At 59.6% G+C, this 13,230-nt stretch carries 11 protein-coding genes; 6 read left to right on the top strand and 5 right to left on the bottom strand.

The window, feature by feature from the left end:
• Positions 1-77: 77 nt before the first annotated feature.
• From GHO25_RS11675 to GHO25_RS11660, 4 genes are all read right to left on the bottom strand, one after another.
• The gene (locus GHO25_RS11675) at positions 78-311 is read right to left on the bottom strand and encodes a DUF2934 domain-containing protein (RefSeq protein ID WP_153327437.1); all 234 of its coding nucleotides are present in this window, start codon (positions 309-311) and stop codon (positions 78-80) included.
• A 17-nt stretch (positions 312-328) separates the two neighbouring features.
• Positions 329-2,410 (bottom strand): 4-alpha-glucanotransferase, encoded by a 2,082-nt coding sequence (gene malQ, locus GHO25_RS11670; protein ID WP_153390840.1) that lies wholly within the window; start codon positions 2,408-2,410, stop codon positions 329-331.
• 65 nt (positions 2,411-2,475) lie between these two features.
• The gene (glgA, locus tag GHO25_RS11665; RefSeq protein WP_153390839.1) at positions 2,476-4,044 is read right to left on the bottom strand and encodes a glycogen synthase GlgA; all 1,569 of its coding nucleotides are present in this window, start codon (positions 4,042-4,044) and stop codon (positions 2,476-2,478) included.
• Between the two features lie 357 nt (positions 4,045-4,401).
• On the bottom strand, positions 4,402-4,842 hold the full coding sequence (locus tag GHO25_RS11660; RefSeq protein ID WP_048368967.1) for a DUF411 domain-containing protein: 441 nt from the start codon (positions 4,840-4,842) through the stop codon (positions 4,402-4,404).
• A gap of 148 nt (positions 4,843-4,990) precedes the next feature.
• On the opposite strand from GHO25_RS11660, the gene GHO25_RS11655 reads away from it, so the two are divergent.
• Positions 4,991-5,770 carry a helix-turn-helix transcriptional regulator gene (locus GHO25_RS11655; RefSeq protein WP_153390838.1) on the top strand — a complete coding sequence of 260 codons (780 nt, stop codon included), beginning with the start codon at positions 4,991-4,993 and terminating at the stop codon, positions 5,768-5,770.
• A gap of 89 nt (positions 5,771-5,859) precedes the next feature.
• Positions 5,860-6,819, top strand: a complete 960-nt coding sequence (locus tag GHO25_RS11650) for a zinc-binding alcohol dehydrogenase family protein (RefSeq protein ID WP_153390837.1) — start codon at positions 5,860-5,862, stop codon at positions 6,817-6,819.
• A gap of 81 nt (positions 6,820-6,900) precedes the next feature.
• On the opposite strand, the gene GHO25_RS11645 is transcribed toward GHO25_RS11650, so the two are convergent.
• Complete coding sequence (locus GHO25_RS11645; RefSeq protein ID WP_153390836.1) at positions 6,901-7,440, bottom strand: DUF4946 domain-containing protein; 540 nt, start codon at positions 7,438-7,440, stop codon at positions 6,901-6,903.
• A 227-nt stretch (positions 7,441-7,667) separates the two neighbouring features.
• Here GHO25_RS11645 and GHO25_RS11640 point away from each other — a divergent pair, with 227 nt between their 5' ends.
• The 4 genes from GHO25_RS11640 to GHO25_RS11625 all read left to right on the top strand — a co-directional run bounded on the left by GHO25_RS11640 (position 7,668) and on the right by GHO25_RS11625 (position 13,206).
• Complete coding sequence (locus GHO25_RS11640; protein WP_153390835.1) at positions 7,668-8,948, top strand: serine/threonine transporter; 1,281 nt, start codon at positions 7,668-7,670, stop codon at positions 8,946-8,948.
• Between the two features lie 149 nt (positions 8,949-9,097).
• A complete protein-coding gene (locus tag GHO25_RS11635) occupies positions 9,098-9,622 on the top strand; it encodes a sigma-70 family RNA polymerase sigma factor (RefSeq protein WP_372240937.1) in 525 nt (174 codons plus the stop codon).
• 17 nt (positions 9,623-9,639) lie between these two features.
• Entirely contained in the window at positions 9,640-10,614 is a 975-nt protein-coding gene (locus tag GHO25_RS11630; RefSeq protein ID WP_153390834.1) for a FecR domain-containing protein, read from the top strand.
• A 129-nt stretch (positions 10,615-10,743) separates the two neighbouring features.
• Complete coding sequence (locus GHO25_RS11625) at positions 10,744-13,206, top strand: TonB-dependent receptor (protein ID WP_153390833.1); 2,463 nt, start codon at positions 10,744-10,746, stop codon at positions 13,204-13,206.
• Positions 13,207-13,230 lie beyond the last annotated feature (24 nt).

The following is a 13,230-nucleotide window of genomic DNA, read 5'->3' as shown; positions in this document are numbered from 1 at the left end:
GTCGCTCCTTGATAAGTGCCGGTGCTCAGGCGTTTCTCAACGCCGTGCATAGTCCATCGCGTTCACTGCCGATGGCTTCAAGACCCCGCAGGTTTACGTGGTGCCCGCGGCTTTTTCTCGGCAGGGGGTTTGGGCTTGGCTGGCGCTTTGGGTTTGCCCGCTTTCGGCGCCGGTTTAGTCGGTGCCAACGCTTCGGCCTGGGCCAGCTTGCGGGCCATTTCCCAGTGCCGATCATGCTGGCCATCAGGCCTGCCTTCGGACTCCCAGATCTGGTAGGCAAACTCACGGATACGCTTATCGTCGTGACTCATGGCAATGGCTCCTCGGGTTATCGGTCTCGTTCATGGGCCTGCAAACGTGCGCAGGCGAGTAACTCGAAGCGCCGCGTTGCATCCAGGGTGTCCAGCAGGGTGTTGCAATCTGCCGGCAAGCGGCGGCACCAGTTGGGGTGGCCGCTGACGGTGCCGGGCAGGTTGGCCTGTTCTTCCAGGCCTAATGCATCTTCGATGGGCAGCAGTACCAGTGGTGCGCGGGTGTGGCCGAGAAAACGGATACTCGCGTCCAGCGTGGGGGCGTTGCCCAGGGTTTCTTCCTGAAAATTCTGCGGGTCCTGGCGCAATGCACGGTCCAGCCCTTCGCATTCACGCTGGCGGTTGCGCCGCCAGTCATTGGCGGTGACCGGATCGATCAGATTAAGGCGCTCGTTCCAGTCAATGTCGCGGCCTTGCAGCCAGCCGTTGAGCGTTGGCAGGTCATGGGTGCTGGTGGTGGCGAGGGCGTCATCCGGCCAGGCCAGGATGGGCTTGAAGTGCGCGCCGTAGTCCTGCTCGAACAACAACACGCGCATGCCGAGAATGGCCCGCTCGCTGAGCTTTTCACGCAGGCCTTCAGGGACCGTACCCAAGTCTTCACCCAAGACGATGGCTTGATGGCGCACCGACTCCAGGGCGACCAGACGCAGCAGGTCATCCACCGGGTAATACAAATAAGCGCCCTGATCGGGCGAGGCGCCCAGCGGGATGACCCACAAGCGTTGCAGCCCCAGTACATGGTCAATGCGCAGACCACCGGCATGGGCAAAGTTGGCGCGCAGCATTTCGATAAAGGCGCGGAAGCCGCTGCGTTTCAGGCCCTCAGGGGAGAAGGCCGAGATACCCCAGCCTTGCCCTGCGCGGTTGAGCAAGTCGGGCGGGGCGCCCACCGTCAATTGCGCCAGCAGTTCATCCTGACGGCACCAGGCCTGGCTCCCCGCACCGTCGGCGCCCACCGCCAGATCGGCGATCAAACCAATGGCCATGCCGCTGGCCCGCGCCGTGGCTTGTGCGCGGTCGAGGGTTTGCGCGATCAGCCACTGGCAGAACGCGTAGTAGGTGATGAGGTGCTGGTGTTCTTCGGCAAAGCGCAGCAGGGCCGGGCTGTCCGGGTTGCGTAACTGCTCGGGCCAGTCGCGCCAGTCGAGGCTGCGCTGTTCGGCGGCGCTGACCGCTTGCAAGGCCTCGAAGCGGCAATGGTTCTCCAGTGCTTCGCCGCCGATGTCGCGAAAGCGCTGAAAATCACTGAGCAGTGGCGAGTCTTCAGTGATGAAGTCTTCGTAGAGCTGGCGCAGCAACCTCTGTTTGGCGTGGGTCGCCGCAGGCCAGTCGATCAGCGGCAACTGCTCAAGGCGCTCCAGTTCGTCTTTTAGCCCTGTGGCTTCAATCGCCCGGTCGACGGCATCGCCGCCCAGAATGATCGCGGGTGTTGCGTACAGGCAGTTGAGAAACAGACGGCTGGAGGGCGAGTACGGGCTGTAGTGTTTCGGCGCACTGCTGAACATGGCATGCAGCGGGCTGATGGCCAGTGCGTCGGCACCCCGTTCGCCGGCGGCCTGGAGCAGCACTTCAAGCGCCCGGGTATCGCCAAAGCCGCCATCACCGGTGCGGCGCAATGAATACAGCTGCACGCTCAAGCCCCAGGTTCTGGGCGTTGTCTGTTGCAGGGCATCGGCAATGCTGAAGCATTTGGCCGGTGCCACGGCCAGGGTAAAAAGCTGCTCCTCGACCTGCACCCGGTGATACCCGACAGGAATCATGCCCGGCAGCATGGCGTCGGCATCCAGCTGGATGGGCAATGAGCCGCCGTTTTCCAGGTACACCGTGCAATGGCTGTGGGCGTGGAAATACCGCGACAGGTCCAATGCCTTGCCCACGTCAGCGGTGAGCAAGGGCGGCAAGCGTTTGTTTTGTTGCTCCAACTGCAAGTTGAGCAAGCTGGTTTCAATGGCCTCAGGGCTGTCGGCTGGCAGCCCCAAACCGGCCAGAATGGCTTCCAGCACCGGTTGCGTAACCCTTTGCGGTTGGCCGTTGGCATCAATCCAGTCAACGGCCAGTCCGGCTCGGCCGGCGAGTATTTCCAATTGCGCTTCGCTCATTGGCGGGCTCCCTTGAAGGCTGGCGAGTGGCTATCGAACGTAGAGCAAATCAGGCTGCTGCGGTGTTAAAACTTGCTGGTACGCACCATGGACTGCGCCACTAGGCGCTCATAAAGCTCTGCGTAGGGCTCCACGGCTTTGCACCAATTGAACGGTGCCGCCATTGCACGGCAGCGCATGGCGTTCATCAGCTCGGGGTAGGCGAAGACCTTGAAGGCGCGGGTCAGGGCCTCGGTGTAGCTTTCGACGGTGGACTCATCGAATAAAAAGCCGGTGACGCCATTTTCAATGGTGTCGGCCAAACCGCCGGTATTGCGCGCCACCGGCAGCGAACCAAAGCGTTGCGCGTACATCTGGCTCAGGCCGCAAGGCTCATAGCGCGAGGGCATCAATAAAAAGTCACTGCCGGCGAACATGCGTCGGGCGTCAGCCTCGTTGAAGCCAATGCGCACGCCGATTTGCCCTGGAAAGCGCAGCCCCAGTTCACGCATGGCCTGTTCTTCTTCGGGCTCGCCGCGACCAATGATGCAGATCTGCCCGCCCGAGGCGACGATGAAATCGGCCACTGCTTCAGTCAGGTCCAGGCCCTTTTGATAGACCAGCCGCGACACCACGGCGAACAAAGGCCCGGCAGACGGTTGCAGGCCAAACAATTCACGCACGTAAGCGGTATTGACCGCCCGGCCTTCCCAGTCACCGATGCTGAACGGCGCGACCAGGTGCGGATCGGTCGAGGCTTCCCACGTGTCATCGATGCCGTTAGGGATGCCGCTGAGCAACCCTTGCTGGGTTTTGCTGGCCAAAAAGCCATCCAGCCCGCAGCCAAAGGCCGGGGTGGTGATTTCCTGGGCATAGGTCGCGCTGACGGTGGTGATGTGGCTGGCATACGCCATGCCCGCCTTGAGATACGACAGCTTGCCGTAAAACTCCATGCCGTCCTGTTGCAGGGCATGGGGCGGAATGCCCAATTCCGGGCAGCAGGCGCGGCTGAATACACCCTGGTAGGCCAGGTTATGAATGGTAAACAGCGTGGGCGTGCGTTGGCCGCGCCAGTGCATATAAGCCGGGGCCAGGCCGGCTGGCCAATCGTGGGCATGCACCAAATCGGGCTGCCAGTGGATCTGCGCCAGGTTGGCGGCGATATCAGCGGCGGCCAGGCCCAGGCGGGCAAACCGGATGTGGTTGTCGGGCCAGTCACGGCCATTATTGGCGCCGTAGGGCGTGCCCTCGCGCTCGTACAGTTCCGGGCAAATCAGCACATAAATGACCAAACCGTCTGCGAGGTCCATACGCCCGATTTTGCACGGTGGTAGCGCGGCATGGCCGCCGAGTTCTCCAATAATGTGGATCGGGTTATCGCTGTGCAGCACTTGCCGATAGCCGGGGATCAACACCCGCACATCGTGCAAATGGCGCATGGCCCGGGGCAGAGCGGCTGATACATCGCCCAGGCCACCGGTTTTGACCAGGTCTGCCAGTTCGGAGGTCACGAACAGGACTTTCTTTTTATTGGGATTGGTATTCACCACTGGCGGTACAGCTTTACCCGCAGGTGCCAACCCGGAGAGCGTGATCGAAGACGCCGCTGGCGGATTTAGCCGTTCGTCTTGATGTGGAGCAGCAGCACTGATCATGACTCTCTCCCGTTGTACTTATTTGAGCTGCTATCGGCCTTAAGGCCAGTCAGCCTCCACGTTCAGATTGATAAAGGTCACCTTGGCCAAAGGCGTAGAAGGTGAAAAAAGTGCTGCAAGGAATGCACCAAGCAGGCAGCCCTGTATCAGGTTGACCTGTCAGAGGGGTAGAAGGTTCGCTTTGTTTAAAACGACGTTGCGTGTCGTATACACGACAGCGATGAGTGTAGGAGAGATGCCGCAAGGGGCTAGGCGAGATTGCAAGAATATTGGGTAACGAGGAATTTTCAGACAAACAGCAGGAGCGAGCTTTAGAGCTCAAAAGACCGCGCTCGCTCCTGCTGTCTTATGCGGGGGTTAAGGGTATTCGGCAACCACTTCATCACGGCCGTCGTTGCGCAAGCCAATCACCTGGAAAGCGTCTTTGCGGTCGCCCATTTCCATGCCCGGCGAGCCCATTGGCATGCCCGGAACCGCAATGCCTTTCAAATCATGACGCTTGCTCAGGGCAATCACCTGCTCGGCCGGCACGTGACCTTCAACGAATTTACCGTTGATCACCCCGGTGTGGCACGAAGCCAGCCGTGGTTGTACACCGAGCTCTTGTTTGACGCGGCTCATGTCGTCTTCAACATGGTCATTGACCTTGATGCCATTGGCTTGCAGGTGCGAGATCCAGGCCTTGCAGCAACCGCAGTTGGCATCGCGGTGTACGTCCATGGTCAGTTGTTCAGCAGCGTTGGCGAATGACGTAATAAAGAGTGTAGAGAGCGCAAAAATACGTAACGGGTTCTTCATTGATGACCTCTTGATGAAATAACTCAGCCTGGACTGCGCGGGCTGTCAGGCAACTGATGTTCAGATGACAGTTTTGTCAGGTGCCGACACTTTAGGCACAAACACGCTGATGTAACATGCCCACTCACTTTTCTGACGTGAACTGCTTATGGCTCTTGCTGCCCCGCCTGATTTGTCTGACCCCGCCGTGCCGGTACAGCCGCTGGCGCGCACCTACCCGCGCGGTTTGTACATTGAGCCGCATCAGCATGAATGGGGCCAGTTGTTGTATGCCATGAGCGGCGTGATGTGGGTGGATACCCCGGATGAAGCCTTGGCCGTGCCGCCGCAGCGGGCGGTATGGCTGCCACCGGGCGTGCCCCACGGGATTCGCGTGGTGTCGGATTTACAGATGCGCAATCTGTATTTGCCCCAAGTCACGGCGCGCACGCTCGACAGTCATGTGCAAGTGCTGGAAGTCGGGCGGCTGCTGCGCGAATTGATCATCAAACTGGTGGATCAGCCCGATGCGCCACCGGCCTACACGGATGCGTTGCTCAATCTGACCTTGCTTGAGCTGCAGCGCGCCCGGCGCACGCTGCTCAAGGTGCCGATGCCTGACGCTGCGGATCGGCGGCTGCTCAATCTGTGCCAATCGGTGATGGCCAACCCCACGCTGGACATCGCCTTTGAACAACATGCCGACCATGCCGGGGCCAGCGTGCGTACTTTGGCGCGGTTGTTTCAGACGGAGTTGGGGATGGGCTTTGCGCAATGGCGGCGCCAGGTGCAGTTGGCCACGGCGGCGGCGGAGCTGATCCAGGGTGTGTCGGTGAGCCAGATCGCCCGTTCGCTGGGGTATTCACCGAGCAGCTTCAGCGACATGTTCCGCCGCGAGCTGGGTGTTACGCCGTCTTTATATGGGCAGGGCCAGCTGCCAGACGCTTGAATCTGGCCGACAGGCAGAAGGGTTTGACCGATTCTCGCAGTTTGCCGGTCATAGACTCATGGCCATCTCACTGACCTGGAGGCTAGAACATGAAGGCGCTGCAATTTTCCACAACCGGTGATCTGGCCGCCTTGCAGGTGGTCGACGTGCCCACCCCGACGCCAACTGCTGACCAGGTGCTGGTGCAGGTCAAGGCCGCGGGCTTGAACCCCAGTGATGTAAAGAACGTACTGGGGCGTTTTCCTTACACCACCTTGCCGCGGATTCCGGGGCGCGATTTTGCCGGTGTCGTCGTAGAGGGGCCCAAAGAACTGCTTGGACAAGCGGTCTGGGGCACCGGCAAGGACCTGGGGTTTAACCGTGACGGTTCCCACGCTGAGTATTTGACCCTGCCCGCCAGTGGCGTCGCGCACCAACCTGAGGCATTGAACTTTGTACAGGCCGCCAGCATGGGCGTGCCTTACACCACGGCCTGGGATGCCTTGCAGCGCAGTGGCGTGGTGGCCGGTACACGTTTGCTGGTGATCGGCGCCAATGGCGCGGTGGGCTCGGCCACCTTGGGCCTGGCAAACGTGCTGGGCGCGCAGGTGTTGGCTGCCGTGCGTCGCCCTGAGCAGGCGCGCGTGCTGCGCGAGCAGGGTTATGAGGTGATCCTGCTCACGCAGCCCGAAGCATTGGCGGGCGAGGTCAATGCGGTGTTTGCCGGGGGCGCCGACGTGATTTTTGACACCACCGGTCACTGGCTGCCGGCCGCGGTGCCAGCGCTGGCGGTGTTTGGTCGGCTGGCCATTATTGCCGCGCCGCTGGACGGGCACGTGCAATTACCTGCGCTGGCGCTGTACCGCAAAGGCGGCTCACTGATTGGCGTCAACAGCCTGCTATATAGCAGCACCGAGTGCGCACGCATGCTCAATCAATTTGGCCAGTACTTCGATGAGGGCTTACTGCCCGCACCCCGCGACCTTGAACAAGCCCCACTGGTGCAAGGGCTGGCCAGCTACGCTGAAGTCAACGCCGGGGCGAGCACCAAAGTGGTGCTGATTCCATAAATAATCAATTTGTAGGAGCGAGCTTGCCTCGCGATCTTTTAAAGATCAAAAGATCGCGAGACAAGCTCGCTCCTACAAGGTTTACGGCTGGGTCTGACCCAAGCGCAAGCTGGCGCGGATCCCCTGGACTTCAGGCTCGTTGGCTTTGTATCCGTCAGCCGGACCCGCGTAGGAGAGGGCGTAAGCGCTTTGGCCCTGAGTCGCTGCGACCAGGGTCTGGGTGATCACATGGTTGCCGTTTTGGGTGATTTTGCAGGTGGTCTCAAGCGCTTTCAGGCCGCCCAAGGTGCTGGGGTGGATTTTGTTACAGGCACTCTGATAACCCCCTTGCGCGAAGTTCTTCTGCAAGGTCTTGCGCATTTCCATCAACACCGCGTCCATGTTCACCTGATGCTCAGGCGCGAGGGTCGACTGGGTCAGCTCCATGACCATCTGCGGGTCACCATTGGCGTCGTTTTTCACCGCTCGCTGGCGTTGAACGGTAGTGTCGGCCTCGGCCGGCACGGCCTGGACGTCCCAGCCACCTGGCCAGGTGATCATTAAACTGTCGGCGTTGGCCGCAGGTAGCGACAGGGCCAGCAACAGTCCGGCAAATGCGGTGTAACGGTGACAAACAGTCATGGGCAACAGGCCTTGAGCGCAGGTTTCGAAAGGCTATAGTGTATCAATTGGTGTCAAAGTCTTGCTTTAGTGTGATCAATCATTTTCACCATTCCTCAGCTAAACCTTTGCTTCTTATGTCTAATCCCGGACAATCGCGGCCCTCTTATGGCTGGGGCGTGGTCAGTAAGGTGTGTTTTGTCCGCCCCGGCTGCGTGGTAACGACCGGCTAGCGGAGATTTGACCGGATGAATGACCAGGCTAACAGCGTCGATGAACGCTTTGACGACGCTACACCTGCGACCCTCAGTCGCTGGAACCGCCACGATACTACCTGGATGCTGGGCCTGTTTGGCACGGCCATTGGCGCAGGTACTTTGTTTTTGCCCATCAACGCAGGCATCGGTGGCTTCTGGCCGCTGTTGATCCTGGCGCTGCTGGCATTCCCCATGACGTTTTATGCGCATCGCGGCCTGACCCGTTTTGTACTGTCCGGTCGTGAAGGCTCAGACATCACTGACGTGGTGGAAGAACACTTCGGCCTGACAGCCGGGGCGTTGATCACGCTGCTGTACTTTCTGGCGATTTTCCCGATTCTGCTGATCTACAGCGTGGCGCTGACCAACACGGTCGGCAGCTTCATGCTCAATCAGTTGCACATCACGCCACCGCCCCGGGTCATTTTGTCGTTGGTGCTGATCCTCGGCTTGCTGACGGTGGTGCGCTGCGGCGAACAAGTGATCGTCAAGGCCATGAGCATGATGGTTTACCCGTTCATTGCCGCGCTGCTGTTTCTGGCAGTGTTTTTGATCCCGCACTGGAACGGCGGCATTCTGGCCACGGCCAGCACCCTGCCGGAGCCATCGGCCTTGCTGCACACCCTGTGGCTGGCGATTCCGGTAATGGTGTTCTCGTTTAACCACTCACCGATCATTTCGGCTTTTTCCGTTGATCAAAAGCGCCGCTATGGCGCCAGCGCGGATGAGCGCAGCTCGCAGATCCTGTCGCGTGCGCACCTGCTGATGGTGGTGATGGTGCTGTTCTTCGTGTTCAGTTGCGTGCTCACGCTGTCCCCTGAACAACTGGCCGAAGCCAAGGCGCAGAACCTGTCGATCCTGTCGTACCTGGCCAACCACTTCAGCAACCCGACCATCGCCTTTGCCGCGCCGCTGATTGCGTTTGTGGCGATTGCCAAGTCCTTCCTGGGGCACTACATCGGTGCCAATGAAGGCCTCAAAGGGCTGATCCTGAAGACCGGCAAGCGTCCTGCCGGCAAAACCCTGGAGCGCCTGACGGCAGCCTTCATGCTGCTGGTGTGCTGGGCGGTTGCGACCCTCAACCCAAGCATTTTGCGCATGATCGAAAGCTTTGGCGGCCCGGTGATTGCGGCGATCCTGTTCCTGATGCCGATGTACGCGATTCGTCGTGTGCCGAGCATGCGTCAGCACGCGGGCAAAATCTCCAACGTGTTTGTCACCGTGGTCGGCCTGGTGGCGATTTCGTCGCTGGTCTACTCGCTGATCCCTTGATCCAGGGCCTGTCGCTGCCGTTCTGCGCAGCGACAGGCCACTGATTGATCGTCTCTTGTCGTGCAACGCTTGAGTCTGGGCTGCACTCTGAATACTATTGCGACAAATTCCTATTCGCATTTTATTTTCAGCGTGCATCGAGGGCTCTTGTGTTGTCATCACCGTCCAACTCATCGCTGCTGCACACCGACGTTCGCAATCTGTATAGCGACCATCACCACTGGCTGGTGAATTGGCTGCGACGGCGGCTGCGCAATGCCGAGAATGCGGACGACATGGCACAGGACACTTTCCTTTATGTACTCGGCAAACCGGAGCAGGTCGCGCAGTTGCGTGAACCGCGCGCCTGGCTGAGCAGCATTGCCAAAGGCTTGATAATTGACCGTTATCGTCGTCAGCAGGTGGAGCAGGCGTATTTGCAGGCGCTTGCACACGTGCCTGAACAGGACATGCCGTCACCGGAAGAACGCTTGATCCTGCTGGAAACCCTGACCCGTATCGATGCCTTGCTCGATGGCCTGAAACCCAACGTACGCACTGCCTTTTTGCTGTCGCGGCTCGAAGGCTTGGGCTATCAGGCGATTGCCGAGCGGTTGGAGGTGAGCGTGAGTTCGGTCGAGAAGTACATGGCGACGGCGATTCGTCATTGCTTCCTGGCGCGTGCGGCCCTGTGAGCGGGGGCAACGGCGCCATGTCGGGTTCTGTCGAGTTTTCATCCGAGGTGCTGGATGCGGCTATCAATTGGCTGGTGAAAACCCAGTCCGGGGCTGCTGATCCGCAGGAGCATGCAGCCTGCCAGCAATGGCGCGCCGCGCATGTTAGCCATGAGGCGGCCTGGCAAGCCCTGCAAGTGACCGAGTCGACTTTTCGCCAGGCGTCAGCCTTGTCGGGGCGGGTGGCGCTGGATACCTTGAGTGGCAGCGGTCGGCTGCGCTCACGGCGCCAGGCGCTCAAGGTCCTGGGGCTGGGTGTGCTGGGCGCCGGGGCGGGAGGGCTTGTGTGGCAACAACAACCGTGGCGCACCTTTGGCGCTGACTATGCCACTGCCGTGGGCGAGCGCCGGGTGTTTAATCTGGCCGATGGCACACGCCTGCAACTCAACACCGACAGCGCTGCGGACGTTGTCTTCAATGAGCAACAGCGCTTGATTGTGTTGCGTGACGGCGAGGTTTTTATCCGTACCGGCAATGACCCTGACGCCTCGGCGGGGCGCCGACCGTTTTGGGTGCACACCCGTGAGGCGCGGTTACAGGCCATTGGCACCGCCTTTGATGTGCGCCAGGAATCTGGCCGTACCCGGCTAATGGTTGAAGAGGGCGTGGTGGCTATCCATCTGCCGGCGACGCAGCCGGTGTTGGTGCAGGCGGGCAAGGAATATGTGATCGATGGGCAATCGGCCCGTTTGCAAACCTCCTCGGCCTTGCACGTCAGCAGTTGGACGAGCGGGGCGCTGGTGGCGAAAAACATGCGCCTGGAAGACTTGGCGGCCGAACTGTCGCGTTATCGCCAGGGCTGGTTGTTGTGCGATCCCGCTGTCAGTGATTTGCGCGTGTCGGGGGTGTTTCAACTCGAGCACATCGACCAGGCATTGCAGGGCTTGAGCCAGACGCTGGCGGTGCGCATCGAGCGTAGAACGCGGTTCTGGACGCGGATTGTGGCGGTTTAGCCAAGATCAAAAGATCGAGAGGCAAGCTCGCGTACAGGTCAATACGAATAATTATCAAATTTCTTTGCGGGTTTTTTCGCGTCCTTCGACAACTAGGCATAAGACCTTTTAATTGCAGGAGCAAAACCCATGTCCGCTGCCGTTCAACCTCTTTTCTTGCCCGCGCGTAGCCGCTTGGCCATTGCCCTGCAGGCGGTCTTGCTGGGCGGTGCTGTGCTGGCAGCCGTGCAACCGTTTTCGATGACGGTGGCCGCATCGGTCAGTGCGCAACGCAGTTTCGATGTGCCGGCCAGTACGCTGGAAGACGCGCTTAACCGCTTTGCCCAGCAGGCGAATATTTCGCTGCCTTACGACCCGGCACTGGTACAGAACAAACAGGTGCCAGCGCTCAAGGGCCGTTTTGAGGTGCCGCAAGCGTTGCAGCAATTGCTCAAAGGCAGCGGCCTGACCGCCACCGAAGGGGCCAACGGGGTGTGGACGCTGTACCCGCTGACCTCTGGCAGCGCAGACGGCAAGTTACAACTACAGGCCACCAGTGTGACCGGCGTGGCATTGGGCGGGACAACCGAAGGCAGTAATTCCTACACCACGGGCGAAACCAGTACGGCAACCAAATTGCCCCTTTCCCTGCGTGAAACACCGCAGTCAGTCACGGTCATTACCCGTCAGCAAATGACCGATCAAGGGCTGGGCAGCATTGCCCAAGTGATGGAGCAAACGCCGGGCATTACCGTGATGCACGATGACAGCGAACGTTACAACTTCTATTCCCGCGGTTTCACCCTGGATAACTTCCAGTACGACGGCGTACCGACCTCGGACTTCACTACCAATACCAACGGTCTAGGCATGCGCGACATGGCCATTTACGACCGGGTAGAAGTGGTGCGCGGTTCCACCGGTTTGATGAGCGGCGTGGGCAGCCCGTCGGGGGCGGTGAATCTGGTGCGCAAACGCCCGACCAAAGACTTCCAGGGCTATGTGTCGGGCAGCGGTGGCTCGTGGGACCGCTATCGCAGTGAACTGGACCTGTCGGGCCCCTTGACTGAAAACGGCGCGGTGCGCGGGCGCGTGGTGGCCGCCCATGAAGACGGACGCTCCTTTATCGACCGGTATTCGTCCATCAAAGATGTGTTCTATGGCATCGCTGAGGCTGATCTGACCGACGATACGACGCTGTATGCCGGTATCGACTATCAAAAAATCGACTCCAATGGTTCAAGCTTTGGCCAGTTGCCGCTGTATTACAGCGATGGCAGCCGAACCCACTTCAAGCGCTCCATGAACCCGGCGGCCAAGTGGGCGTATGCCGACAGTAAAAGCACCAAGTACTTCGCCGGGGTCGAGCAGCGTTTCGATAACGATTGGCTGTTGAAAGTCGAAGCCAGCCACTGGAAGGGCAACACCGACCAGTTGCAGGGCAATATCGTGGGCTGGGGACCGTTCCCGGACAAAACCACGGGTGAAGCGCAGTTTATGAGCGGCACCAAAACCTTCGAGATCAACACCGATACGCTGGACGCCTATGCCACCGGGCCCTTTGAGTTGTTGGGGCGCAGCCATGAATTGGTGCTGGGTGCCAATGTCAGTAATCGTCGCAACGACTACCTGGCCGAGAATGCTGACGACCTGACCATCAATTACCAAAACTGGAACAACGATGCGCCGCGTCCGGGCCCTGCTCAATTGAGCCAAGGCTTGAAACAGCGTTACAAGACCAAGGAATCGGCGCTCTATGGCGCCTTGCGCCTCAAGCCGACGGATGATTTGTCGGTCATCCTCGGTGCTCGCGTGGTGGACTACGACCGCAAAGGGACGATGACCTACAACGCTGCGCAAACGATCCCTACGCTGGATGATTCGAAAAAGACCGGCAAGCCGATTCCCTACGCGGGGATCGTCTACGACCTGAGCGCCAATCACTCGGTTTATGCCAGCTACACCGAGATTTTTACCCCGCAAAGCTATTTCGATCGCAACGATAAAGTGCTCGCCCCGATGACCGGTAAAAGCTACGAGGCGGGCTTGAAGTCGGAGTATTTCGACGGTGCATTGAATACCAGTTTTGCCGTGTTCCTGATCAAACAGAACAACTACGCCGAATACGATGGTGTGCGCGATAACGGCGAAGATGCCTACAAGGCCATCGACGGCACTAAAACCAAGGGCTTTGAGGCCGAGATTTCCGGTGAAGTGGCGCGCGGCTGGCAATTGCTGGCGGGCTACACCTACGCCCAACCCCGGGACAAGGACGGCAAACGCATCAACAGCAACCACCCCGAGCAGTTGTTCAAACTGGCCACCAGTTATCAACTGGACGGTGACCTCAAGGACCTGACCGTGGGCGGTAATGTGTCCTGGCAAGGTTCGACTTACAGTGAGCTGGACTCATCGATCAAAGCCGACGCCAAAGAAGGCAGTTTCGCGGTGGTGGGGTTGATGGCGCGTTATGACATCAGCCAAAACCTCAGCGCCACGGTCAACCTCAACAACGTCTTTGACCGCGAATACCTCAGCGGTTATGGCCTGTACTCGACCTACTACTATGGCGATCCGCGCAACCTGATGCTGGGGATGAAGTACAGCTTCTGACAAGGGTTTCATGTCGCAGCGGGG

It is taken from the genome of Pseudomonas sp. FSL R10-1350, assembly GCF_009600525.1.
In the GTDB taxonomy this organism is placed as follows: Bacteria; Pseudomonadota; Gammaproteobacteria; order Pseudomonadales; family Pseudomonadaceae; genus Aquipseudomonas; species Aquipseudomonas helleri.
Note: the sequence above shows the minus strand (reverse complement) of the source record. Positions and strands in the feature narration are given on the sequence as shown.

Coding starts and splice junctions, on each gene's coding strand:
- GHO25_RS11630 (WP_153390834.1), top strand. CDS start 9,640: ATGTCGGGTTCTGTCGAGTTTTCATCCGAGGTGCTGGATGCGGCTATC.
- GHO25_RS11655 (WP_153390838.1), top strand. CDS start 4,991: ATGGCTCTTGCTGCCCCGCCTGATTTGTCTGACCCCGCCGTGCCGGTA.
- GHO25_RS11660 (WP_048368967.1), bottom strand. CDS start 4,842: ATGAAGAACCCGTTACGTATTTTTGCGCTCTCTACACTCTTTATTACG.
- GHO25_RS11625 (WP_153390833.1), top strand. CDS start 10,744: ATGTCCGCTGCCGTTCAACCTCTTTTCTTGCCCGCGCGTAGCCGCTTG.
- malQ (WP_153390840.1), bottom strand. CDS start 2,410: ATGAGCGAAGCGCAATTGGAAATACTCGCCGGCCGAGCCGGACTGGCC.
- glgA (WP_153390839.1), bottom strand. CDS start 4,044: ATGATCAGTGCTGCTGCTCCACATCAAGACGAACGGCTAAATCCGCCA.
- GHO25_RS11645 (WP_153390836.1), bottom strand. CDS start 7,440: ATGACTGTTTGTCACCGTTACACCGCATTTGCCGGACTGTTGCTGGCC.
- GHO25_RS11640 (WP_153390835.1), top strand. CDS start 7,668: ATGAATGACCAGGCTAACAGCGTCGATGAACGCTTTGACGACGCTACA.
- GHO25_RS11675 (WP_153327437.1), bottom strand. CDS start 311: ATGAGTCACGACGATAAGCGTATCCGTGAGTTTGCCTACCAGATCTGG.
- GHO25_RS11650 (WP_153390837.1), top strand. CDS start 5,860: ATGAAGGCGCTGCAATTTTCCACAACCGGTGATCTGGCCGCCTTGCAG.